Source organism: Nonomuraea sp. NPDC051191 (assembly GCF_044455665.1).
GTDB lineage: Bacteria > Actinomycetota > Actinomycetes > Streptosporangiales > Streptosporangiaceae > Nonomuraea.
The window spans coordinates 175482-197068 of sequence record NZ_JBITEZ010000009.1 but is presented as its reverse complement, the minus strand read 5'-3'; the positions used below and the strand labels follow the sequence as shown (position 1 = coordinate 197068).

Below are 21587 nucleotides of genomic sequence, written 5' to 3'. Positions count from 1 at the left end.
GCGGTTCAGCCGGAGCGGGCGCGGTCGCAGCGGGCCAGTTCGGCACGCAGGTCGCGGCGGAGAGCCCGGTCCAGGCCGGGCTGGGCGAGCGCGTCGGTGAAGTCGCGGGCCGCCTCCTCCCAGCGGCCGAGCCGGGCCAGCGCGGTGCCCCGGTTGTAGCGCGGCTCGGGCGCGGGCGACAGCGCCACCGCCCGGTCCAGGTCGGCCACGGCGGCGGTCACCTCACCACGCTCGAAGCGCACGGCGGCGCGGTTGGTCCACGCCTCGACCAGCGTCTCGTCACCCTCCAGGGCCTGGGTGAACAGCTCCTCGGCCGGCTCGCCGCGCTCGGAGCGGATCAGGCCGAGCGTGCACAGCAGCGCCGGCTCCTTGGGGGCCAGCGCGAGGCCGGCCAGCGCGTCGCGTTCGGCGGCGTCCAGCGCGCCGCGCTCCAGGTGGGCGTTGACCAGGGCGATCCGGGCGTCCAGGTGGCCGGGGTCGATGGCGAGCGCGCGCCCCAGGTCCTCGCGGGCCCGCTCGTCGCGGCCGCGTTCCAGGAGGAGCACGGCGCGGTTGTAGTACGCCTCGGGCAGGTGCGGTCCCAGGCGGATGGCGGTGCCGTAGTCCTTGATCGCGGCCTGGACGCGTCCGGCCGCGCGGTGCAGGGCGGCCCGGTCCACGTAGTACTCGCTGTTGTCCGGGTCGTGGGCGATCACGCCGTCGAGGTCGGCCAGGGCCCGCGCCGGGTCGCCGAGAGCCAGGTGCACCTGGGCGCGGTTGTGGCGCAGGCGGGCCAGGTGCTGCGGGTGCTCGCCCGGCGCCAGCACCGCCGTCAGCCTGGCCAGCCCGTCGTCGATCAGCCGCAGCGCCTCGGCGGGCGCGCCGGCCTTGGCGTCCAGCAGGGCCAGGCCCTGCTCGTAGAAGACGGTGGAGATCACCTGGTGGCGGGGGTCGTCCACGTCTTCGGCCAGCCGGAGCGCCTCCTCCAGCCAGTGTCGTGCCTGCCCGGGGTCCTGGCGGGCGGCCGGGAGGTGGCGGGCGTACAACATGGCGGTGGCGTACGCGGCGGACATGTTGATCTTTGGGTCGCCGGTGGCCGCGCGGGCCTCGTCGTAGAGTGCGAGCGCCTCTTCCGCGCGCTCCAGCGCCGCCAGCGCGGTGGCCAGGCCCGTGGTGCAGGCCCACCACTGCCGCAGGTCGCCTTCGGGGGTGACGATGGCGCGTCCGTGGGCGGCGACGCGGGCCGCGTGGTGGTAGAAGCCGCGGGCCAGGCCGTCGCCGAGCGCGGCGCGGACGGCGTCCGGGTCCGTGGGCAGCGGCGGGGGCTCGGCGCGGCCGTCGTCGCGCAGGTCAAGGCGCAGCGGGGTGGAGGCGATCCGCGGGAGCAGGGTGTCCAGCAGTTCGGCGGTGGTCTCGTCGGCGTGCGCGACGTGCTCGAAGGTGACGGTGACCGGGCGGCGCAGGGTGCCGGCCCAGGAGGCGGCGAACTCCGCGGCGCCGTACGCCAGGCAGGCGGTGCGGCGGGCCGGGTGGAACCTGATCGGCTCCTCCTCGGCGGCCGGCCGGGCCGTACGGTCGAGCCAGGGGGCGATCGCGTACAGCTCGACCCGGTGAGGGGCGGCCAGGCGCGGACGGTCGGCGGCGATCTCAGCGAGGAAGCCGGAGACCCCGGCGTAGGGCCCGTGCCCGCGATGGCAGTCGAAGCGGTTCACGGCAGGTCCGGAGACCGCAGGGGCGGGCACCCGAGGGCGCCCGCCGTCTTGGCACCTACCAGCACCACTCGATCCAGAGCCGGCGGGCACCGGACATCAGGCGCTGCGTGCTCTTGCGGCGGATGGTCATCTTCTTCATGGGCGCCTCCCGGGGGTGTGATCCACTTCAGGATGCCCAGAGCATAAACCGGCTTGTCCGAAATGAGTAGACCATCCGGTATTAAAGATGATCTGGCGTCGAAGGCCGCGGAAAGTGAAGCAGCGATCTTGTCGGTGGGGCGATCTATCGTCCCGGCCATGACTTCAGCGACGCAGGCGTACACGTACGCCGCGCCCTCCTCCCTCGTCGACGGCCGGCTCGGTCTGGCGACCTCCGGCGGCCGGGCCCTGTCCGGCCCGGCCGTGGCCCCCCGGTTCTTCAGCGGCGTGGTCACGCAGGCCGCCCCCGCCGCCGCGGCCCTGCTCGGCGTCGCCGACGTGGCGCTGGCCCGCTACCACCAGCCGCAGTCGCGGCCCGGCTGGGTACGCGACCCGGTGGTGACGTGCAACGGCGACCGCTTGCGCTTCGAGTCCTTCTCGGCCTGCGGCGGCGTGTACGCCCGGCTCGACCTGCTGGACGGCGCGCTCGACGGCGAGGTCTTCGACCGGGGCACCACCAACGTCGACGTGAACGCGCCGCTGCGGGAGGCGCTGGCGCGCATCGGCACGCGCGACCCGCTGCACCTGGGGGTGGGCCTCGACGAGCTGGTCGTGACCACGACGGACGGCGCGGTGGTGGAGAAGAAGGTGCCGCTGCCCGAGCGCTGGCTGCGCGGGTTCGCCGAGGTGCAGGTCATCGCCTCGGGCATGGACCAGCGCGGCGAGCTGGCCGGCATGGCGGCGGTGCGGTTCCTGCGCGGGCTGCCCAAGAAGGGCACGGTGTGGGTGGCGCAGTCCGGGCGCGACCTGAAGGTCTCCCAGCACCAGGTATCCGGCTCGGTCCAGCTCGCCGGCCCCAACCGGCTCGGCACCCTCCTGCCGCTGCTGCGCTTCGCGAAGTCCCTGCGGGTGTACGGCCCGCCCGACGCCGCCTCCAGCGCCTGGGAGCTGGAGCTGCCCGGCATGCGCTACACGCTCACCCTCTCGCCCGAACGCTGGCGCGGCTTCTCCGGCGAGGGCGCGGTGCTCGACGACCTGGCCACCGACGAGGCCGAGAACGACGCCGACGTGGTGGGCATGCTGCTCAACTTCGAGCCCGAGATCGAGATCGGCCTGCTGGCCGACCGCGCCGGCATCCCCGCCGACCGGGTACGTGCCGCGCTGACGCGGCTCGGCGTCGCCGGCCGGGTCGGCTACGACCTCTCGGAGGCCGCCCACTTCCACCGCGAGCTGCCCTACGACAAGGACAACGTGATCCTGCTCAACCCGCGGCTGGCCAAGGCGCGCAAGCTGGTCGAGGCGGGCGCGGTGCACCTCGAAGGCGAGTCGGCCACCGTCCGCACCTCGGGCGGCACCCGCCGGGTCTCGCTGGCCGACGGCTCCTGCACCTGCGAGTGGTGGTGGGACCATCGCGGCTCCCGCGGGCCCTGCAAGCACGTGCTGGCCGCCCGGATCGTCGCCCGCGCCGCCGTGGAGGTCTCCCGATGACCCTCTGGACGGAGATCCTCGACCTGATCACCCGCAACCAGGTCGCCCGTCTGGCCGACCGGCTGGGCACGATCACCGAGCAGGAACGCGCCGAGCTGGGCGGACGGCTGCCCGGCCTGGTCAAGGAGCTGCGCCAGGCCCGCACCGAACGGCTGCGCGCCGAGCACCCCGACGACTTCGAGGGCGTCGAGGAGATGGCCTCCTGGGAGGTCGGCGACCTGCTCGACACCGTGGCCGGCGCGCTGCTGCTGACGGGCGTCGGCGTCATCACCGGCCCGGCCGCCGCCGTGGCCTGGATGACCGGCCGCGACGTCAACCGCCGCTGGGCCAGGGAGCCCAACGTCGCCCAGGTGTGCCGGTTGGCGGCCACCCGGCCCCTGGAGTGGCGGCGCGACGTCGCTGTCCGGCTGGCCCGGCGGGTGCGCCGTCCCGCCGACCGCATCGCGCCGCTGGCCGTGGCGCTGCTGCGCGAGTCCGGGGCCGTGCCGCCCGACCACGACCCGCTGGTGGCCGCCTGGCTGACCGTCCCGAGCGTGCCCGGCGACCCGCTGACCCCCGTGCTGCTGCCGCGCGTCTTCGACGCCGACGGCGCGGGCCGTGCCCTCCGCGACGAGCGGCTGGAGCCCCGGCCCAGCCGCTGGCTGGCCGCCGCCGCCCGCGAGCTGCCCAGGGAGCAGGCGCTCGACGGTTGCGTGAGCCGGTTCCTGCGCGGCGGCGAGGCGCAGGACCTGCGTTTCTTCGTCCGGCTGCACACGCTGCTCGACCCCACGCCCGCGGAGTCCGCCGCCCGTGTGCGCGACTACCTGCGGTTGTTGCCGTCGGCCCCGGGCACGGTCGCCGAGCTGGCCGCCGCGCAGGTGCGCGGGGCGATGCCGCTCGACCACGCCGACCTGGTCGAGGCGGTCGACGCGCTCACCTTCCGGGCCGAGGCCAAGCTCGCCACCCTGGGCCTGCGCTGGCTCGACCAGGCGATCCGGGCCACGCCGGAGACGGCCGCCGACTTCGTGACCGCGCTGACCACGGCCTACGCGCACGCGTCCTTCGACGTGCGCAACCGCGCGGTCGAGCTGACGCTGCGGCACGCCGCCCTGTTCGCCGACCACGCCGAGGCGATCCTCGACGGCGTCCGCGCGCTCCCCGCGGATCTGGGCGCGAAGCTGGCCGGGCGGTTCGGCGGGGACATACCGGTCGAGGAGCTGCTGGAGCGCAAGGAGTTCCCGCCGCTGCCCGAGCCGCCCGAGGCGCGGCGCTTCCCCGAGCCGTCGGTCTTCCCCGACCACCACGAGCCCTGGATCGAGCAGGAACGCTGGCTGGCGGCCTTCGTCACCGGCGCCGCCGGCGACCGGGCGGCACTGCGCCACGATCTCAGGGGCCACGCCGAGCAGGTCCACAGCTACTGGCGGACCGACAAGGTGCGCCTCGACCCCGACAGCTGGCAGGCGGCGCTGTCCGCCGAGCTGGTCACCCCGGGCAGCGTGCCGGAGGTGCCGCCGATCCGGCCGGAGAAGTTCTGGGACCAGGCGAGCCACTCCCTGAGGGCGCGCGTCCTCACCCGTGGCGAGGATCCCGCCGCGCAGCCGCCGCAGTCCCGGCGGATCATGGTGGGCGGCTTCCACCGGCCCGGCCGCTACCTCGACGACGACGCCCCGCTGCGCGCCTTCTTCATCACCTGGACCAGCGACGACGGCCCCGGCAACGCGGTGGCCCACGAGGGCGACCGGCAGATCTCCTTCGCCGGAGGCCGGATCCACCTGAACGACCCCGACCCTCTCCACCCGGCCCAGGCCAGGCCCGGCATCCAGTACGACGACTCCGCGGAGGCCATGCCGGACCACATCCTTGAGCACGCCTACGAGCGCATGGCCGAGTTCGGCGTGCGGCCCGCCCGGATCGCCGCGATGCGGGCGGGTGACCAGGTGCCCCCGCCGGGCCCCGACGAGCCGCTGGTGCAGGTGACCGTCGTCTTCGTCCCGCCGCGGCTGCGTTCGTACATGCCCCATGAGCTGCCCGAGCAGGACGAGTGGCGGCGGCGCAACCGGCTGCCCCACGCCCATCGTGTCTCCCCGCCCCACGACTTCCTGCTGCACCGCCACGCCGAACTCGCCGAGGCCCTCCGGACCGGCACGCTGCCACCGGTGCTGCTGGCCACGCCGACCTGGACGAGCGGCCACCTCGACCCCGACGTGCTGATCGACCGGCTGGAGACGTGCGCCGCCGCCGGCGTCGAGCCGCTGCCGGCCGACCTGGCGCAGGCGCTGCTGCGGCTGCCCCGGGGCGCCCACCCGGCGGCGGCCGAGCGGGCCGCCAAGGTCGAGTCGGAGGCGGCCGGGTCCGCCGCCCGCTGGCTCGCCGGCGACGGCCTGGCCGACCCCGAGTGCGGCCACGTGTGGCGTCACATGGCAGGCGCGTCCATGGTCGACTTCGGTGACGGCGAGCCGGAACACTTCACCGAGGTCAGACTGCGGCCCGTGCTGCGGCTGACGGCCCCGACCGGCCATCGGCTGATCGACGAGGTGCTGCTGCGCGAGCCGTCCGACTCGACCGGCGAGTCCGGCCACACGGTCGGCGCGTGGCCCGCCATGCTGCCCTCGCACCGCGAGGTCGTGGCCGTCAACTTCCTGCCCTACCTGTTGCACGGCCACTGGGGGGTGTGGAGCGCCCCGGCGGGGCTCGCCGGCCTGGAGATCGCCCAAGGGCCGATGGGCGAGCCGACGGCGGTGATCCTCGCCTTCCTCCTGGCCGGCGGCGTGCCCGGCGTGACCCGGCAGATCCTGAACCTGGCCGCCAAGGGCGAGCTGCCCGCCGAGGCGATCGGCCGCCAGCTCGCGCTGGTGCTGCGCCGCACCTGGCAGGAGACCCGCCCCGCCATCGCGGCCCTGACCGCGCTGGCCGAAGCCGGCGGCCACCACGAGGTGTGGCGCATCCTGCTGACCCTGCTGCCCGGGATGCTGCCCGGCGAGGGGCGCCGCGTCACGGCGACCCACACCTCGCTCGTCGCCTTCGCCGCCGACGTCGCGCACTGGACCGGCGCGCGCGGGGAGATGCCGGTCATCGCCGAGTACGCCCGCGGCCGCCGGACGACCCGCTTCGCGCACGAGTGCCGGCGCCTGCACGCCCAGCTCACAGGAGCCACCTCGTGACCGCCGACGACGTCCGCACCGAGATCAGGAACCTCGTGCTCGCCCGCGACACCGAGGGCCTGGCGGCGCGGCTGCCGACGCTCACCGGCGACGAGCGGGCCGCCGTCGCCGCCGAGCTGCCCGGCCTGCTCGCCGAGGTCCGCCCCCGGCTGGCCGCCATCGGCTGGGACGGCTTCGCCTGGACCGCCGACGGCCACGCCGCCCGCCTGTCCGAGGCGCTGAGGATGACGGGCGCGGCGACCGTTCCCGGCCCGGCCGGCGCCGCCACCTGGCTGACGAAGCGTGACCTCAATCCCCGCGGGACCGACGCGCCGAGCCCGCACCGGCTGGTGAAGGCGCTCTCCGGCCGCCCGGCGGCCTGGCGGGCCGATCTGGCGGCCCGGATCGCACGCCGCGTCCGCCGTCCCGACGACCGGATCGTGCCGCTGGCCCTGGAACTGCTGCGCGACGGCGCGACCACCCCGCCCGACCACGAACCGCTGGTGGCGGCCTGGTTGTCGGCGGCGGCCGTGGCCGAGGACCCGCTGACGCCGCACCTGCTTCCGCGGATCTTCGAGACGGCCGGCGCGGGCCGGGCACTGGCCGGCGAGACGCTCACCCCGAAGCCGTCCCATTGGCTGGCCCTGACCGCCCGCGCGCTGCCGCGCGAGCAGGTCATCGCCGGCTGCGTGCGCCGGTTCCTGCTCGGCGGCGACGCGCGTGACCTGCGGTTCTTCGTCCGGCTGCACACGCTCGTGGCGCCTGCGCCGGAGGAGTCGGCCGGGCTGGTGCGCGACTACCTGCGGCTGCTGGCCGCCGCGCCGGGCCCGGTGGCCGAGCTGGCCTGGCAGCAGGTACGCCGGGCGCGCCTCGACCCGGCGGACGCCGCCGAGGCCGTCGAGGTGATGACGTTCCGCCAGGAGGCCATGCTCGCGGTGAAGGGCCTGACCTGGCTCGACCGCGATCTCGGCCGCCATCCCGAACGCGTGGCCGACCACGTCACCGCGCTGACCAACGCGTACGCGCACGCCTCCCACGAGGTGCGCGACCGCGCGGTGGCCCTCACCCTCAGGCACGCCGCCCACCTCCCCGACCCCGCCCCGATCCTGGAGGGCGCCGAACTGCTGCCCCCGGCCTCGGCCCGGCGGCTCCGCGAGCGGTTCGTCGAAGGCTGGACCGGCGACTTCACCCCGGGCCGGCTGCCGGAGCCCGTCGTGCCCGGCCCGTTCCCCGCGTCCGGCCCGGACGGCGGCCCGGACGGCGGCCCGGACGGCGGGCCGCCGGGGGAGATCGGCTGGATCGGCGTCGAGGCGTGGCTGGCGGCGGTCGTCCGGGAGGCGCACGCGCATCCGGGCACCCTGCGGGAGAGGCTGGCCCGGCGGTTCGGCGAGGACCTGCGGCCGGTGCTCTACGACGCGCCGTCGTGGGAGTCCCCTCGTGACTGGTGCACCGCGCTGGCCAGGGAGCTCGTCAACCCCGGCGAGGACCCGGGGCCGCCCGGGTCACGTCCGCGGCGCCGGGTCCTCCCCGACCCGGCCGGCGATCTCGGGAACACCCTGTACGACGGCATGGTGACCCTCGCGGCCACGGCCTTCCGGCTGTTCCCCGCCCTGCGCACGATGGTCCCGATCCACGAGCTGCCCGCCGACGTGCGGGCGGACCTCCTCCGGACGGACGACGCCGAGCCCGACCTCCACGACCTCTACGCCCCCGGCGCGCGGCCCGCGTCCGCCGGTTGGAGCCGCCTCCCCCACCAGCGGAATTGCGCCCACCCGCACGCCTTCCTCCTGGCCCGCCTCGACGAGCTGCTGAGCGCGGCGAAGGCCGGAGCCCTGCCCCCGGTCCTGCTGGCCACCCCCACCCGCGCCGACGGCCACCTCGACCCCGAGACCCTGCTCACCCGCCTGGCCGGGTACGCGGACTCCGGTCGCGAACCGCTGCCGCTGGATCTGGAGCAGGCCCTGCTGCGCCTTCCGCCCGGCCCCGCCCCCGACCTGGCCGCACGCGCGAAGGGCCTCGGTTCGGCGGCCGGCGCGGTGGTGGCCCGCTGGTTCGAGCGCGGCGCGCCGCCGCCTCCGGAGGTGGAGCTGACCTGGAGCCTCGACCTCGGGCCTCACGGCGACCGGGGGCTCGGCCCCCAGGTGAGCTGGCGGCCCGTGGAGCCCACCGGTCTCGCGCACCTCGACGCCCTGCTGACCGCGCCGTCCGGGACACGTCCGTCCCGGCGCGCGTCACGGCGGTTCTGGCCGGGCATGATGCCGCACCACCGGGAGCTCGTGGCGGCCCATCTGGCGATCGGACTGACCGGCCGCTTCGACCCGCCCGACCTCACGATCGACGACCTGCGCGGCCTCGCGTCGGCCGAAGGCGCGTCCGGCCCGGCCACGGCCCTGGTCCTGGCCTACTTCCTCACCCTGGAGGGCGACGACGCGGTGCCCCCGCTGCTTGAGCTGGCGGCCAGGGGCGCGCTTCCCGCCGCCGAGACTGGCCGCCTGCTGGGCCGCCGCACCCGCCACGAGACCGACCCGGCGCTGCCCTCACTGGAACTGGCCGCCAAGCAGGGCGCGCACGCCGAGGTGTGGACGATCATGCGCCACCACCTGCCCGTCTTCCTCCCCCGCGAGGGCGAACGGGCCCGGCGCCCGCACACCGACGCCGTCGTGCTGGCCACCGACCTCGCCACGTGGGCGGGCGCGCGCGGCGAGATCCCGGAGGTGGCCGCCCACGCGGAGAGACGCGGCTCGACCTCACTCACCCGCGCCTGCCGGAACCTCCACCGGGAGCTGACCCGGCCGACCTGATCGACCCGGCCCGGCCGAGGGTGACGGCCGAAGCGGCGCCGGGTCAGCTCCCGGCGCCGCTTCGGTGGTCCTGCCTGCTCAGCCGGCCACCAGCTCGTAGCCCGCCTCTTCGACGACGTCCCTGATCCTGGCGTCGTCGAGGGCGTCGGCCGAGGTGACGGTCACCTGTCCCGTGGCCAGCTCGACGTCGACCGAGGAGACCCCGGCGACCTTGCCGATCTCGGTCTTGACGGTGCCCGCGCAGCCACCGCAGGTCATCCCGGACACCGTGTAGGTCTTCGTGCTCATCGCCTCGCTCCTCTCATAAATACCCCTGCCGGGTATGTGACGAAGAGAACGTACGCCCGATCACCACGAAAGGCAAGCCATACGGAGGAGGGGTATGTGAGACGCGCGTCACATTGCCTCGGAGATACCCCCTACCGGTATGGTGCCTCGCATGAGAATCCTTGGCAAGATCATTGTTGTCGGCGCCTCGCTGGCGGGGCTGCGGGCCGTCCAGACCCTGCGCCGCGAGGGCTTCGACGGCGAGCTCACGCTGGTCGGCGCCGAGGCGCACGTGCCGTACAACCGGCCGCCGCTGTCCAAGAGCGTCCTGCGCGGCGACGAGGACGTCACGCTCCCCGGTGCGGAGGAGCTCGGCGAGGAGTGGCTGCGCGGCAGGCGGGCCGTACGCCTGGACGCCGCGAACCGCACGGTCGTCCTCGACGACGGCACCGAGCTCGGCTACGACGGCCTGGTCATCGCGAGCGGCGCCCGTCCCCGGCGGCTCGACGGCGTGCGCACCCTGCGCACCATCGAGGACGCCCTGGCCCTGCGCGCCGAGCTGGACTCCGGCCACGAGCACGTGCTCGTCATCGGGGGCGGGTTCATCGGGGGCGAGGTGGCGTCCACGGCCAGGCAGCTCGGCCGCAAGGTCACCCTGGTCGACTCCGGACCGCACCCCATGCACGCGGGCCTCGGCGCGGAGGCGGCGCGCTGGCTGGCCGGGCACCACGAGCGCAACGGCGTCGAACTCGTCACCGGCACCCGCGTCACCGACGTGACCGACGGTCGGGTGCGCCTCGCCGACGGCCGCGTGCTGTCCGCCGACCTGGTCGTCGGCGGCATGGGCGTGACGCCCAACACCGAATGGCTGGAGGGCAGCGGCCTGGCCGTGGACGACGGCGTCGTGTGCGAGCCGACGCTGTACGCCGCCGGTTCGGCCGACGTCGTCGCGGCGGGCGACGTGGCCCGCTGGCCGCACCGCCTGTACGACGACGCCCTGATCCGCGTCGAGCACTGGTCCAACGCCAACGAGCAGAGCGCGGTGGCCGCCCGCAACCTCCTGGCGGGCCCCCAGCAGGCGCAGCCGTTCGCGGACGTGCCCAACTTCGCCACCCACGTGCACGGCGCCCGCATCCAGACGGCCGGCCTGCCGCACCTGGCCGACGAGGCCCGCGTCGTCGCCGGCAGCCCGGAGGAGGACCGCTTCGCCGTGGCTTTCGCCCGCGACGGCGTGCTGGTGGGCGCGGTCGCCGTCAACGCGCCGAAGGACCTGATCAGGCTCAAGCGATCCGTCGCGGCGCGCGAGGCGCTCTGACTACGACCGCGGGTAGCATGACCGGCATGATGCGTGGCCTTGGGGAGCTCGAATCCACGATCATGGACTGGATGTGGGCCAGGCGCCGCCCCGCCTCCGTCCGCGACGTCTTCGAAGACCTCAGGCAGCGGCGGACCATCGCCTACACCACGGTGATGACCGTGATGGACAAGCTGCACACCAAGGGCATGCTCCGGCGCGAGGCCGTCGGCCGCGCCTACGTCTACGAACCGGTCGCCTCCAAGGAGGCCTACACCGCCGACGTGATGCGCCGCGCGCTCGCGGGCAGCGGCAACCAGGCCGCCACGCTCGTGCACTTCCTCGAACGGCTCACCCCCGAAGAGGCGCAGGCCCTGGAGGCGGCCCTGCAGGTCTACCCGCACCGGGGCCGCCCCGCATGATCGCCGCCACCGTCCTGGCCTGCTACACCGTGGTGGCGGCCGTCTGGCTGCCCGCACTGGGGCGGCGGGCCGCCAAGTGGGCCGACCGCGCGCCCCGGCTGGCAATCGCGCTCTGGCAGGCGGGCGCGGCATCGGTGATCGCCTCGGCCGTCCTGGCCGCGCTGGCCTTCGCCGTGCCGGCCGAGGTCGTGGGCCACGGGCTGGCGGGGCTGTTCGAGGTCTGCGCCGGCATGCTGGGCGACGGTTCGGGCGTGACCCGGGTCGGGTCGGCGGCCATTCCGGCGGCCGCCGCGGTGGTGGCGAGGGTGGTCAGCTGCGGCGGGGTCGTCCTGGTGCGGGCCTCCGTCGAGCGTCGCCGGCACGCCGCCATGCTGCGGCTTCTCGGGCGGCGCGACGCCGAGCTGGGCGCGGTGGTGATCGATTATGACGAGCGGCTGGCGTACTGCGTGCCGGGCCGGCGCGCGCAGACGGTGATCACCACGAGCGCGCTGCGGGCCCTGACCCCGGAGCAGATCGCCGCCGTGCTGGAGCACGAGCGGGCGCACCTGCGCGGCCGCCATCATCTGGTGCTCGCCGGGGCCGAGGCCCTGGTCCGGGCGTTCCCCCGGGTGCCGCTGTTCGAGCAGGCCAGGACCGAGATCGCCCGGCTGGTCGAGCTGCTCGCCGACGACGTCGCCGCCCGCCGCCACCCGCGCGCGCAGATCGCCGCGGCGCTGGTGAGCCTGGCCACCGGGCGCGCGCCCGCGTTCACGCTCGGAGCCGGCGGCGAGACGGCGCTCACCCGCGTACGCCGGCTGCTCGGCCCGGAGCAGCCGCTCCGCCGCCGTGAACGGCTGACCGGGCGGCTCCTGGTCAGCGCGCTGCTCGGCGGGCCCGGAGTGGTCGCGCTGGCGCCGGGGGTCGGCTCGTTCCTGGCCCATCACTGCCACTCGCTGTTCTCGCTCTGACCTACGACCACATCTAGTAGCCGACGCCACCCGAGCGCGTCCGGCCGCACGGCCACGCCCTGAAACGCCGCGACCACATCCCGCGGACCTCGGACTGCCGAGCCACACCGAAGAACCCTTGAACGAAGTTCTACTAACCATGATAGTAGAGTTACGAATCGGGCGAAATCGCCCCTATTTCCCTTCTTCGTCCACCAGGAGGCCCGCCCCTTGACCCGGACGCATACCCCATACCCCTACCCTGTGGAGCCACATCATGGACCATAGCGAACATCACCACCATCCGCCCGCCGCCACCTGGACCACGGCCGCGCAGGCGACCCTGCACTGCCTGACCGGGTGCGCGATCGGCGAGGTGCTCGGCATGGTGATCGGCACCGCGGCCGGCCTGTCCAACCTCGCCACCGTGATCCTGTCGGTGGCGCTGGCGTTCGTGTTCGGCTACGCGCTGACCATGCGCGGCGTGCTGCGCGCCGGGCTGGACTTCAGGTCGGCGCTGAAGGTGGCACTGGCCGCCGACACCATCTCGATCGCACTGATGGAGGTGCTGGACAACACCGTGATGGTGACCGTGCCGGGCGCCATGGACGCCGGGCTGGCCGACTGGCTGTTCTGGACGGCCCTGGCCGGGTCGCTGCTCGTGGCCTTCCTGCTGACCACGCCGGTGAACAAGTGGCTGATCTCCCGCGGCAAGGGTCACGCGGTGATCCACCAGTACCACCAGGGCCACTGAGAAGACCCGCCCCGGGCAGGCGATGAGCCGCCCCGCCCGTCGTCCGCACCTGCTCGGGACATGGACGGCGGGCCGGCGGCGGCCCCCCTGAAGCGCCGCCCCGATCCGCGCGCCGCACCGAATCTCCGAACAACCGCCCACGTGGACTTGACAGATACCCCCCCGGTGTATGTATGTTCATCGCCAGATACCCCCTACAGGTATACAGCCGAACCGAGAAACCACCCGCATCCCCCACCGGGGTACGGCGTAACGCTGGAGAATGCTCATGTCCACACCATCCCCCCGGCGATGGACCGCCCTGGCCCTGATCGCCACGGCCCAGTTCATCGTCATCATGGACACGTCGATCATCGGCGTGGCCCTTCCCCGCATCCAGGAAGACCTCGGCTTCTCGCAGGAGAACCTGTCGTGGGTCTTCAACGCCTACGTCGTCGCCTTCGGCGGGCTCCTGCTGCTCGGCGGCCGGCTCTCCGACCTGTTCGGCGCACGCAAGCTGTTCGGCGCCGGCTGGCTGATCCTGCTCGCCGGCTCGCTCGTGGCCGGCATCGCCCCCGAGGTGTGGGTCGAGCTCACCGGACGTGCCGTCCAGGGCGTCGGCGCGGCCCTGATCGCCCCGTCCGCGCTCACCCTGCTGATGATGCTGTTCGGCCACGACCCCAAGGAGCTCACCAAGGCCCTCGCCCTCTACGGCGCGGCCGCCCCGGCGGGCGGCACCGCGGGCGTGTTCCTCGGCGGCGTCATCACCGAGTACCTGAGCTGGCCCTGGGTCTTCTACATCAACATCCCGATCGCCCTGGTCGCGCTGCTGGCCACCCGCCCCCTGATGCCGGCCGGCCAGTCCCAGCGCGGGTCCATCGACGTCTTCGGCGCGCTGTTCGTCACCGCCGGGCTCGGTGCCGCCGTGTACGCCATCGTCCGGGCGCCCGAGGTCGGCTGGGGCTCCGCCGAGACCTGGGGCGTGCTGGCCGCGGCCGTGGTGCTGCTCATCGCCTTCCTCGCCATCCAGGCCCGCCGTCGCGAGCCGCTGATGAGGCTGTCGATCTTCCGTACGCCGAACCTCGCCGCCGCCAACCTGACCCAGCTCCTGCTCGGCGGGGCCTGGATCCCGATGTGGTTCTTCCTCAACCTCTACCTGCAGCAGGTGCTCGGCTACAGCGCCTTCCCCAGCGGCGCCGCCCTGGTGCCGATGACCGTCCTCATCATGCTCGGCATGATCGTCCTGGCGCCGCGCGCCATCAACCGGTTCGGCCCGAAGGCCGTCACGGTGGCCGGCCTCGTCCTGCTCGCCGTCGGCATGGGCTGGCTGTCGCTGATCAGCCCCGAAGGCAGCTTCGCGGTGGACGTCCTGCCCGCCAGCCTCGTGGCCGCGCTCGGCATGTCGCTGGCCTTCATCCCCTCCCTCGGCACCGCGATCTCCTCCGCCCGTCCCGAGGAGGGCGGCCTCGCCTCCGGCATCGTCAACACCAGCTACCAGGTCGGCTCGGCGCTCGGACTGGCCGCCATGACGGCCGTCGCCGCCGCGAACGGCGCCGCCCAGCTGGGGAACCTGCCCGCGCTGACCGACGGCTTCTCCTCGGCCTTCGTGGGAGCCGCCGGGATCGCGGTGGCCGGCGCGCTGATCGCCGCGCTGACGCTGCGCTCGCGGGGCGCCGTGCACACCGAGGCCGCCGACGAGACCCCTGCCGCCGCCCGCGGCTGACCTCGACGCCCACAGCTCCGAAGGAGATCCCCATGTCCATCCTCATCGCCTACGACGGCTCGTCCGACGCCCGCCACGCCGTCGAGGAGGCCGCCCGGCTGTTCCCCGGCGCCTCCGCGGTGGTGCTCTACGCCCGTCAACCTCTGGAGAGCCTCGCCGCCCACCTCGAAGGGCATCCCGCCCTTGAAGATCTGCGGGACATCGACGCCAAGACCCTGGACGCCTCCGAGCGGCTGGCCGCCGAGGGCGCCGACCTGGCTCGCACCCTCGGGCTGAAGGCCGAGCCGCGGGTCGCCTCGGTCCCGGAGGAGGTGGTCGCCGCCACCATCGTCGCCGTCGCCGAGGAGATCGACGCCTCGCTGATCGTCCTGGGCTCCCGTGGCCGGCAGGGGCTGCGCGCGCTGCTGTCGGGCAGCACGTCCACCCACGTCATGCACGCCACCTCGCGGCCCACGCTGATCATCCCGTCGAAGCCGCTGGCCGACGCCCGCCGCGCCGCCGGGCATCGCGCGGCCCGCTGAGGCCGTCGGAAACGCCCGGCTCCCACGGGAGCCGGGCGTTTCCGCGTGCCGGTGAACGCGCTCGACGCCGCGTGCGTATCTCCAGACGAGCCGGAACGGCCGTCTGTTACGCCGGGTAGTACGCCCGAAAGGCCCACACTCAGGAAGACTTTCTGTACTATTCCGCCTCAGGCATGGAGACATACGAGGAGGCATCGTAGTGGTCGTGGCGACGAGGCTCGCGCGAGCGGCAGTGGCCGTGACACTGGCGGCGGTCGGGGCGCTCTCCGTCCCGGATGCCGCCTTCGCCGATCCGTCCCCCGCCAAGGCCAAGGCCAAGCTGGTGAAGCTGAACGAGCGGGCGGACGAGGTGGTCGAGCGGTACAACCAGGCGTCCGAGGCGTACAAGACGGCGAAGCGGAAGTTCGACGCGCTCAACGCCGAGGTCGAACGCAAGAACGCCCAGGCCGACCAGTTACGCAAGGATCTCGTCACGACGGCGGTCAGCGACTACCAGTCCGGCCCGATCACCAGCTGGGGCCGCCTCGTCGCCGAGGGCAGCCCCGAGACGGTGCTGAGCGGTATGGCCTCCCTCGAACAGATCTCCCAGGCCAGAGCGGCGAAGCTGGCCGCCTTCGCGGCGACCACCAAGGACCTGCGCGACCGGCGCGACCAGGCCAAGACCGTCCTCGCCGAGGCCGACACGGCGCGCGACAAGTTCCGCTCGGAGAAGGCCAAGGCCGAGAAGATGGTGGCGGAGCAGACCAAGCTCCTGCGCAAGCTCAACGCCTTCCGCAGCGGCGATCCCAACAGTACGGGGATCAGGTACACCGGCCCGGCCTCCGGAAGCGCCCGTGCGGCGTTGCAGTTCGCCTTCGCCCAGGTCGGCAAGCCGTACCGGTTCGGCGGCACGGGCCCCGGCTCCTACGACTGCTCCGGCCTCACCCAGGCCGCCTGGCGCACGGCGGGGGTCGCGCTGCCCCGCACGACCTGGACGCAGTGGTCGTGGGGCGCGGCCAGGCGCGTCCCGCTCGACGCGTTGCAGCCCGGCGACCTGCTCTTCAGCAAGGGGCTGGGACACATGGGCATGTACGCCGGCAACGGCAAGATGGTCCACGCGCCCCAGACCGGGGACGTCGTCAAGGTGGTCGACCTCGACGACTATTGGCGCGCCCGGCTGCTCGGCGCGGTCCGCCCCTGACCGACGGCGGCGGCCATCCGTTCGACGCCCTGACCGACGGCGGCGGCCATCCGTTCGACGCCCTCGCCGACCCGGGCCGGCGAGGTGGCGAAGTTGAGCCGGACGAACCCGCCGCTGTCCGGGCCGAACCTCAGCCCTGCCGACAGGCCGACCCTGCCCTGCTGGAGGAACACCTGGGCGGGATCGTCGCCCAGGTCCAGCGGGCGGCAGTCGAGCCAGGCGGCATAGCCCGCCTGCGGCGGGTGATGGGCGACGGCGGGCAGGAGGTCGGCCAGGCGTCCGGCCAGCAGGTGCCGGTTGCCGTCGAGGGCGATGATCAGCTGATCGAGCCAGGGGACGCCGTGCGTGAAGGCGGCCTCGGAGGCGAGCACGCCGAACAGTCCGGCACCCTCGCCGACCTCCTCGCGGATCGCCGCGACGTCGGCGCGGGCGTCCGGCCCGGGGACGGCCAGCGCGGCCTTGAGCCCGGCGATGTTCCACGCCTTGGACGCCGAGACGAAGGCGACAGAACGGGCCGCCGCCGGGCTGTCCAGGGACGCGAACGGGACGTGCCGGTGGCCGGCGTAGGTGAGGGGGGCCAGGACCTCGTCCGTGACGACGCGCACGTCATGGCGGTCGGCCAGCGCGGCGACCCTGGTCAGCTCCTCACGGGTGAGGACCAGGCCGGTGGGGTTGTGCGGGTTGCACAGCAGGTACGCCCGCGCGCCCGCGGCGAAGTCGCGCTCCAGCCGGTCCAGGTCGAGGCGGTGGCCTTCGGGCCCGGCTGCCAGCGGGTTGCGGACCACCTGGCGGCCGAGGTGTTCGAGCCAGGTGAAGAAGAGCGGGTGGCCGGGGGTGTTGACGACGACGCGGTCACCGGGTCCGGTGATGATCCGGAGGATCTCCACGACGCCCGACATGATGTCCGGGAGCACGCGTGCCCCGGCGGGGTCGGGGTGCCACCCGTACCGTTGCGCGGCGAAGCCCGCGAACGCCTCGGGCAGGCCTCCGGCCCGCGCGTAACCGGTGTCGCCGCGGCGGACGGCCGACGTCAGCGCCTCGGCGACGGGCTCGGCGAGCGGGGTGTCCATCTCGGCGATGCGCAGGGGAAGGACGTCGGGAGGGAACTCGCGCCACTTGACGCTGTGCCGCCGGCGCAGTTCCTCGGTGGTGAGCGCGGTGAGGATGTCGTCCGGGTTGGTGGTCAACGGGGGTCCTTCCTGTGCAGATGATCAGAGCCTAGGCCGGACCGTTCCACTCCCCGGCGGCGGGGCCGAGCGCGGGAACGCGGAAAGGGCTCCGGGCGGGGTGCCCGGAGCCCTTTCCTGGGGTGTTCACTTGAAGCGGCGCAGCCGCAGGCTGTTGCTCACCACGAAGACGCTGGAGAAGGCCATCGCGGCCCCCGCGATCATCGGGTTGAGCAGGCCGAGCGCGGCCAGCGGCAGGGCGGCCACGTTGTAGGCGAAGGCCCAGAACAGGTTGCCCTTGATCGTGCCGAGCGTCCGGCGCGACAGCCTGATCGCGTCGGCCGCCACCCGCAGGTCGCCGCGGACCAGGGTCAGGTCGGAGGCCTCGATCGCGGCGTCCGTGCCGGTGCCCATGGCCAGGCCCAGGTCGGCCTGGGCGAGCGCGGCCGCGTCGTTCACGCCGTCGCCGACCATCGCCACGACCTTGCCCTCGCCCTGGAGCTCCTTGACGACGTCGACCTTGTCGGCGGGCAGCACCTCGGCGATCACCTCGTCGATGCCGACCTCGGCGGCCACGGTCCTGGCCACGGCCTCGTTGTCGCCGGTCAGCAGGACGGGCGTGAGCCCGAGCGCCCGGAGTTGGCTGATGGCCTCCTTGCTGGTGGGCTTGATCACGTCGGCGACGACCAGCACCGCGCGGGCCCTGCCGTCCCAGCCGACCGCCACGGCGGTCCTGCCGCCGGCCTGGGCGGCGTGCAGAGCACGTTCCAGGTCGGGTGACAGGTGCTGCGACCACTCCTCCAGCAGCCTCGGGCGGCCGACCAGGACCGCGTGGCCGTCCACGATGCCCTGGACGCCGAGGCCCTCGACGTTCGCGAAGTCCTCGGGGGTGGGCAGGTCGCCGACGCGGGCGGCGGCGCCCTTGGCGACGGCCTGGGCGATCGGGTGCTCGGAGGCGTGCTCCAGGGCGCCCGCCAGGCGCAGCACCTCGGCCTCGTCCTCGCCCTCGGCCAGGTGCACGCCGGTGAGCGTCATCCGGCCCTCGGTCACGGTGCCGGTCTTGTCCAGCACCACCGTGTCGATGCGGCGGGTGGACTCCAGCACCTCGGGGCCCTTGATCAGGATGCCGAGCTGGGCGCCCCTGCCGGTGCCGACCAGCAGCGCCGTCGGGGTGGCCAGGCCGAGCGCGCACGGGCAGGCGATGATCAGCACGGCGACCGCGGCGGTGAAGGCCGCGCCGACGCCGTCGCCGGTGCCGAGCCAGAAGCCCAAGGTGCCGAGGGCCAGCGCGATCACGATCGGGACGAAGATGCCGGAGACACGGTCGGCCAGGCGTTGCACCTGGGCCTTGCCCGTCTGGGCGTCCTCCACCAGCTTGGCCATCTGGGCGAGCTGCGTGTCCGCGCCGACCCGGGTGGCCCGCACGACCAGCCGGCCGCCCGCGTTGACCGTCGCGCCGGTGACCGCGTCGCCGGGCCGCACCTCGACGGGCACGGACTCGCCGGTCAGCATCGAGGCGTCCACCGCGGAGGTGCCCTCCTCGATCACGCCGTCGGTGGCGATCTTCTCGCCCGGCCGCACCACGAACCGGTCGCCCACGGCCAGCCGGTCGCTGGGGATGCGGGTCTCCACGCCGTCGCGCAGCACGGCTACGTCCTTGGCGCCGAGCTCCAGCAGGGCGCGCAGCGCGGCCCCCGCCCGCCGCTTGGAGCGGGCCTCGAAGTAGCGGCCGGCCAGGATGAACGCCGTGACCCCCGCCGCGGCCTCCAGGTAGATGTTGCCCGACCCGTCGGTGCGCTCGATCGTGAACGCGAAGGGATGGGTCATTCCCGGAGTGCCCGCGCTGCCGAAGAACAGCGCCCACAACGACCAGCCGAGCGCGGCGATGGTGCCGACGGAGATCAGCGTGTCCATGGTGGCCGCGCCGTGGCGCAGGTTCGTCCAGGCGGCCTTGTGGAAGGGCCAGCCGGCGTAGACCACGACCGGCGCGGCCAGCACCAGCGACAACCACTGCCAGTTCGTGAACTGCAACGGCGGGATCATCGCCATCGCGATCACCGGCACGGCCAGCACCACCGAAGTGATCAACCGGCTGCGCAGCGGCCGCAGCTCGTCCTCCGGCTCCTGCTCGCCCGGCTCGCCCTCGGTCCTGGGCGGGGCGGGCAGGGCGGCGGTGTAGCCGGCCGCCTCCACCTGGGCGATCAGCTGCTGCGGATCGACGCCTTCGGGGAAGGTGACCTTCGCCTTCTCGGTGGCGTAGTTGACCGTGGCGGTCACGCCGTCCATCTTGTTGAGCTTGCGCTCGATGCGGTTGGCGCACGAGGCGCAGGTCATGCCGCCGATCGAGAGTTCGACCGCGTTCTGCCGGTCATCGGTGACAGCAGACATCACCATTCCCCTTTCTCCGTGGCTCGATCAGTGGCTGTGGTTGCCGTGCCCGCCGGGCGTCGCCGGCGCGGCGGACGTGGCGGCCGCCGGCCCGGCGGCGAGGGTGAAGTCGGCGGTGCGGACCTCGCCCTCGTGCTGGAAGTCCAGGAACAGGCGGTAGTCGCCGCCGCTCGGCACCTGGGCGTAGAAGACGATCTCGGGGCCGGGCTTCGTCCTGCCGTCGCCGGGCTCGCCGTCGGGGTGGACGTGCAGGTAGGCGAGGTCGCGGGCGCGGAGGGCCACCAGGTGGCCGAAGGCGCCGAGGTAGGGCTGCAGGTCGGTGACCGGCTTGCCGTCCTTGCTGACCTTGAGGGTGAGCTTGCTCGCCTGGCCCGGCGTCAGGTCGCCTTCGAGGGTGACGTCATAGCCGTCGACCTTGGACGTACGGCTCGCCTCCGGCAGCGGCTTGGGCGCGTAGTCGCCCCCCACGGCCAGGTCGGCGCCCAGCGTCAGGGGCTCGCCACCGGTCGGCGCGAAGTCGGCGAAGGCGCGGTAGCCGCCCGCCTCGGGGAAGGTGACCTTGACCGACCAGACCCCGTCGGCCGCCATCTCCGGATGGACGTGCTGGAAACTGCCCAGGTCGCGGGAGACCACGATGAAGTGCAGCTTCTTGTCGTGCTGGACCTGGTAGTCGGTGACCGCCCGGCCGTCGGGGCCGGTCACGGAGAAGCTGAAGTCGGTGGCCTCACCGGGTTTGATCGTCGCGGTGAGCGGGTTGAGGGTGTAACCGTTCTCTGACACTTGGAGCCCCCCGGGGGTATCGTTCGTCGTCTGCTGGGCTGCGTGCTGGTCGTGACCCGCGCTCTCCGCGGTGTCCGCCATGGCGCTGTGGGCGGTGGCGGGTGCGGCCCCGACCGGCCCCACGGCCTTGCCGGCGCCCAGGGCGCCGCCGAAGACGACGGCCAGCCCCAGGGCGTAGGAGCCGAGCTTGGCTGCGGTGTTCACGACTGATTCGCCACTTCGTACCCGGCCTCCTCGACGGCGGCGACGATGTGCGCCGCGTCGATCGGGCTGTCACTCTCGACGGTCAGCAGGCCGGAGGCCAGGTCGACCTGGACGCCGGTCACCCCGGCCACCTCGCCGACCTCCTCCTTGACCGAGCTGACGCAGTGGCCGCAGGTCATGCCCTTGACGGTGTAGGTGGTGGTGCTCATATCGGTCTCTCCTTCAATCCGGTCAGGAACGAACAAGTCTGGCGATGGCGTCGGAGGCTTCCTTGACCTTCGCGTCGGCCTCGGGACCGCCCTTCAGGGTGGCCTCGGCGACGCAATGGGCCAGGTGCTCCTCAAGCAGCGACAGGGAGAACGACTTCAGGGCGCTGGTCGCGGCCGACACCTGGGTCAGGATGTCGATGCAGTACTTGTCGTCCTCGACCATCCGCTGCAGGCCGCGGACCTGCCCTTCGATCCGGCGCAACCGCATCCCTTGGTCCTGCTTGTTACTGCGTCCAGCCATGTCCAGCCCTCCCTCGGCTCGTTGCCGTTGAGAACACTATACCCCCCTATGGTATCCAGAAGGCAAGGGGCTCCGACGTGCTGATTCGCGACAGAGGTGTTCGAGCAGCCCTGAAACGCAGCGGGGGGGGGGGGGGGGGGGCGCGCGCGCCGCGCGCCGGGGCGCGGGGGGGGGGGGGGGGGTGGGGTGGGGGGGGGGGGGGGGGGGGGGGGGGGCGGGGGGGGGGGCGGGGCGCG

The 21587-nt window shown here is 73.9% G+C and carries 17 protein-coding genes; 10 read left to right on the top strand and 7 right to left on the bottom strand.

The window, feature by feature from the left end; genetic code table 11:
* Positions 1–5: 5 nt before the first annotated feature.
* A complete protein-coding gene (locus ACIA8R_RS26375) occupies positions 6–1691 on the bottom strand; it encodes a tetratricopeptide repeat protein (protein ID WP_397040930.1) in 1686 nt (561 codons plus the stop codon).
* A gap of 297 nt (positions 1692–1988) precedes the next feature.
* Here ACIA8R_RS26375 and ACIA8R_RS26370 point away from each other — a divergent pair, with 297 nt between their 5' ends.
* From ACIA8R_RS26370 to ACIA8R_RS26360, 3 genes are read left to right on the top strand one after another with little or no spacing between them, the layout of a single operon-like run.
* Entirely contained in the window at positions 1989–3317 is a 1329-nt protein-coding gene (locus ACIA8R_RS26370; RefSeq protein WP_364092001.1) for an SWIM zinc finger family protein, read from the top strand.
* The gene (locus tag ACIA8R_RS26365; RefSeq protein ID WP_397040928.1) at positions 3314–6457 is read left to right on the top strand and encodes a hypothetical protein; all 3144 of its coding nucleotides are present in this window, start codon (positions 3314–3316) and stop codon (positions 6455–6457) included. Before ACIA8R_RS26370 ends, ACIA8R_RS26365 begins: the two co-directional genes overlap by 4 nt.
* Positions 6454–9237 carry a hypothetical protein gene (locus ACIA8R_RS26360; protein ID WP_397040927.1) on the top strand — a complete coding sequence of 928 codons (2784 nt, stop codon included), beginning with the start codon at positions 6454–6456 and terminating at the stop codon, positions 9235–9237. Before ACIA8R_RS26365 ends, ACIA8R_RS26360 begins: the two co-directional genes overlap by 4 nt.
* Before the next feature lie 78 nt (positions 9238–9315).
* Here ACIA8R_RS26360 and ACIA8R_RS26355 read toward each other — a convergent pair whose 3' ends face one another.
* Positions 9316–9525 carry a heavy-metal-associated domain-containing protein gene (locus ACIA8R_RS26355; protein ID WP_357700554.1) on the bottom strand — a complete coding sequence of 70 codons (210 nt, stop codon included), beginning with the start codon at positions 9523–9525 and terminating at the stop codon, positions 9316–9318.
* Between the two features lie 151 nt (positions 9526–9676).
* Here ACIA8R_RS26355 and ACIA8R_RS26350 point away from each other — a divergent pair, with 151 nt between their 5' ends.
* From ACIA8R_RS26350 to ACIA8R_RS26320, 7 genes are all read left to right on the top strand, one after another.
* Entirely contained in the window at positions 9677–10819 is a 1143-nt protein-coding gene (locus tag ACIA8R_RS26350; protein WP_397040925.1) for an NAD(P)/FAD-dependent oxidoreductase, read from the top strand.
* Positions 10820–10845: 26 nt separating this feature from the next.
* Positions 10846–11220, top strand: a complete 375-nt coding sequence (locus ACIA8R_RS26345; protein WP_357700550.1) for a BlaI/MecI/CopY family transcriptional regulator — start codon at positions 10846–10848, stop codon at positions 11218–11220.
* Positions 11217–12167, top strand: coding sequence for a M56 family metallopeptidase (locus ACIA8R_RS26340; RefSeq protein WP_397040923.1), 951 nt, complete (start codon positions 11217–11219; stop codon positions 12165–12167). Before ACIA8R_RS26345 ends, ACIA8R_RS26340 begins: the two co-directional genes overlap by 4 nt.
* Before the next feature lie 256 nt (positions 12168–12423).
* A complete protein-coding gene (locus ACIA8R_RS26335) occupies positions 12424–12900 on the top strand; it encodes a DUF4396 domain-containing protein (RefSeq protein ID WP_397040922.1) in 477 nt (158 codons plus the stop codon).
* Positions 12901–13168: 268 nt separating this feature from the next.
* Entirely contained in the window at positions 13169–14602 is a 1434-nt protein-coding gene (locus tag ACIA8R_RS26330) for an MFS transporter (protein WP_364091989.1), read from the top strand.
* Between the two features lie 32 nt (positions 14603–14634).
* Entirely contained in the window at positions 14635–15123 is a 489-nt protein-coding gene (locus tag ACIA8R_RS26325) for a universal stress protein (protein WP_357700542.1), read from the top strand.
* Between the two features lie 205 nt (positions 15124–15328).
* Positions 15329–16303 carry an NlpC/P60 family protein gene (locus tag ACIA8R_RS26320; RefSeq protein WP_364091985.1) on the top strand — a complete coding sequence of 325 codons (975 nt, stop codon included), beginning with the start codon at positions 15329–15331 and terminating at the stop codon, positions 16301–16303.
* On the opposite strand, the gene ACIA8R_RS26315 is transcribed toward ACIA8R_RS26320, so the two are convergent.
* From ACIA8R_RS26315 to ACIA8R_RS26295, 5 genes are all read right to left on the bottom strand, one after another.
* Positions 16264–17490, bottom strand: a complete 1227-nt coding sequence (locus tag ACIA8R_RS26315; RefSeq protein WP_397040920.1) for a MalY/PatB family protein — start codon at positions 17488–17490, stop codon at positions 16264–16266. The genes ACIA8R_RS26320 and ACIA8R_RS26315 overlap by 40 nt on opposite strands.
* A 126-nt stretch (positions 17491–17616) precedes the next feature.
* Complete coding sequence (locus ACIA8R_RS26310; RefSeq protein WP_397040918.1) at positions 17617–19857, bottom strand: heavy metal translocating P-type ATPase; 2241 nt, start codon at positions 19855–19857, stop codon at positions 17617–17619.
* A gap of 27 nt (positions 19858–19884) precedes the next feature.
* Positions 19885–20841, bottom strand: coding sequence for a hypothetical protein (locus tag ACIA8R_RS26305; RefSeq protein WP_357700534.1), 957 nt, complete (start codon positions 20839–20841; stop codon positions 19885–19887).
* Complete coding sequence (locus tag ACIA8R_RS26300) at positions 20838–21050, bottom strand: heavy-metal-associated domain-containing protein (RefSeq protein ID WP_364091978.1); 213 nt, start codon at positions 21048–21050, stop codon at positions 20838–20840. The genes ACIA8R_RS26305 and ACIA8R_RS26300 overlap by 4 nt, the downstream gene beginning before the upstream one ends.
* A 22-nt stretch (positions 21051–21072) precedes the next feature.
* Entirely contained in the window at positions 21073–21351 is a 279-nt protein-coding gene (locus tag ACIA8R_RS26295) for a metal-sensitive transcriptional regulator (RefSeq protein WP_357700530.1), read from the bottom strand.
* Between the last annotated feature and the right edge of the window lie 236 nt (positions 21352–21587).

Excerpts from the sequence above, each read along its gene's own strand:
- ACIA8R_RS26340 (WP_397040923.1), top strand. The coding sequence starts at position 11,217 with ATGATCGCCGCCACCGTCCTGGCCTGCTACACCGTGGTGGCGGCCGTC.
- ACIA8R_RS26345 (WP_357700550.1), top strand. The coding sequence starts at position 10,846 with ATGATGCGTGGCCTTGGGGAGCTCGAATCCACGATCATGGACTGGATG.
- ACIA8R_RS26295 (WP_357700530.1), bottom strand. The coding sequence starts at position 21,351 with ATGGCTGGACGCAGTAACAAGCAGGACCAAGGGATGCGGTTGCGCCGG.
- ACIA8R_RS26325 (WP_357700542.1), top strand. The coding sequence starts at position 14,635 with ATGTCCATCCTCATCGCCTACGACGGCTCGTCCGACGCCCGCCACGCC.
- ACIA8R_RS26355 (WP_357700554.1), bottom strand. The coding sequence starts at position 9,525 with ATGAGCACGAAGACCTACACGGTGTCCGGGATGACCTGCGGTGGCTGC.
- ACIA8R_RS26330 (WP_364091989.1), top strand. The coding sequence starts at position 13,169 with ATGTCCACACCATCCCCCCGGCGATGGACCGCCCTGGCCCTGATCGCC.
- ACIA8R_RS26370 (WP_364092001.1), top strand. The coding sequence starts at position 1,989 with ATGACTTCAGCGACGCAGGCGTACACGTACGCCGCGCCCTCCTCCCTC.
- ACIA8R_RS26310 (WP_397040918.1), bottom strand. The coding sequence starts at position 19,857 with ATGTCTGCTGTCACCGATGACCGGCAGAACGCGGTCGAACTCTCGATC.
- ACIA8R_RS26335 (WP_397040922.1), top strand. The coding sequence starts at position 12,424 with ATGGACCATAGCGAACATCACCACCATCCGCCCGCCGCCACCTGGACC.
- ACIA8R_RS26365 (WP_397040928.1), top strand. The coding sequence starts at position 3,314 with ATGACCCTCTGGACGGAGATCCTCGACCTGATCACCCGCAACCAGGTC.
- ACIA8R_RS26350 (WP_397040925.1), top strand. The coding sequence starts at position 9,677 with ATGAGAATCCTTGGCAAGATCATTGTTGTCGGCGCCTCGCTGGCGGGG.
- ACIA8R_RS26300 (WP_364091978.1), bottom strand. The coding sequence starts at position 21,050 with ATGAGCACCACCACCTACACCGTCAAGGGCATGACCTGCGGCCACTGC.